We start from the raw sequence: 1,420 nt of genomic DNA on the forward strand, positions 1-1,420 counted from the left end.
CCCCGGCAATGGCGACCGGCGCGGGGTCATCGTCACCCTGCAGGGTGCCCCGGTAGATCGCCGCCCCGTCGAATGACAGGGGGCCGTCGTGATAGGTCAGTGACCCGCGCCAGACGGGATAGAGGGTTGCCATCAGAGTTTGAAGATCTTATTGGCGCCGTTGTCCCAGGTGATGATGATGTCGCCGCCGTTGGTGCTGACCGGCAGGCCCGCCGCCGTGTCGAACAGGGCGATCAGCGGGCTGGTCGCGGCGCTGCCGGTGTCTTTATAGATGGCGCAATACTTCACCGCCGCCGTGGGTACGGCGCTGAAAGTGACGTCGGCGGCGTCCAGCACGCCGCCGGTGACCGTCTTGCTGGTCAGTGTCTGCGGGGTGCCGACCACGTGGGACGAAAGCGTGCTGAAAAACTCGTCGCTGCCCAGGGTGGGGGCGTAGGTGTCTTTGATCAGCGCGCACTTGAGGGTGTCGGCACTGGCGTTGATGGCGCCGGTGAGAAACTTCTCGCGGCCTTTGTCATAGAGGGCGTTTGCCATGGTCTGGTCCTTAATCGAGGTGGAGGGTGGTGAGTTTGGCGGCCTGCTGCGCCGTGCAGGTGACATCTGTCAGCGGTGCGCGCAGGGTGACGCTATCGATCCCCGGCTGGTGCAGGGCGGCATAGATGGCCGAGAGCGGGACGGTGGCCCCGACCCGGTAATAAGCGGCAGCGGTCTGGTTCATGGCAGCGGTGGCCGCTGCAATGGCCTGCTCCTTGCCAAGGCCGGTGGCGTTGAGGGTGGCATCGACGGCATAGGGCTTGATCTGGGAGGGCTCGACGGCCACCAGATCGCACAGGGGGCGCACATCATCGGCCGAAAGCGCCTGGCTGACCCGATTGAGGGTGTCGGCACTGGGTTGGCCGGCAGGGGAGAGCAGGGTCACCCGCACGGTACCCGGCGAGGGGCTGTCGACGGCCACATCCGCCACCTCGGCGCTGGCTGACAGGGCGTGAAACTTGTAGGCATTGACTGGCCCGGCGGTGGTCAGCCCCTCAAACGCCATCTGGCCGCGCAGGCGCAGGCGGTCATCCGATTCATAGATCGGATCGACAGGCGGATTGGCCGCCGGATCCCCCGGGGTGACCAGCAGGCGGGCGATGTTGTACTCGGCGACCAGATGGTCGAGGGTGGTGCCGCTGGCAAAGGCGAGCAGGGTCTGCTTGGCGGCATCGTTGATGCGGGCCCGCAGCACCACCTCCCGATAGGCGTTCTCTTGCAGCAGCTTGTTGAGCGGCTCGGATTCGAGTTCCAGGGTGGCGGCGATGGCGGCTTGCTGGTCTGCCGGGTAGTAGCTCACCAGGGTGGCCTTGCGCTCGGCCAGGATGGTCTCAAAGTCGAGGGGCTCCACCACCGAGGGCGGCGGGAGCTGGGTCAAATCCACGTT

At 66.1% G+C, this 1,420-nt stretch carries 2 protein-coding genes; both read right to left on the reverse strand.

The genetic code is table 11. The features are described from left to right. Positions 1-132: 132 nt before the first annotated feature. Positions 133-534 (reverse strand): hypothetical protein, encoded by a 402-nt coding sequence (locus tag BGO64_RS13570; RefSeq protein WP_286700840.1) that lies wholly within the window; start codon positions 532-534, stop codon positions 133-135. A gap of 10 nt (positions 535-544) precedes the next feature. After that, positions 545-1,420, reverse strand: an 876-nt coding sequence (locus tag BGO64_RS13575) for a baseplate assembly protein (protein ID WP_286700841.1), incomplete at its 5' end; no start/stop codon positions are given.

It is taken from the genome of Aeromonas sp. 62-46 (assembly GCF_001898585.1).
Taxonomy (GTDB): Bacteria; Pseudomonadota; Gammaproteobacteria; order Enterobacterales; family Aeromonadaceae; genus Aeromonas; species Aeromonas caviae.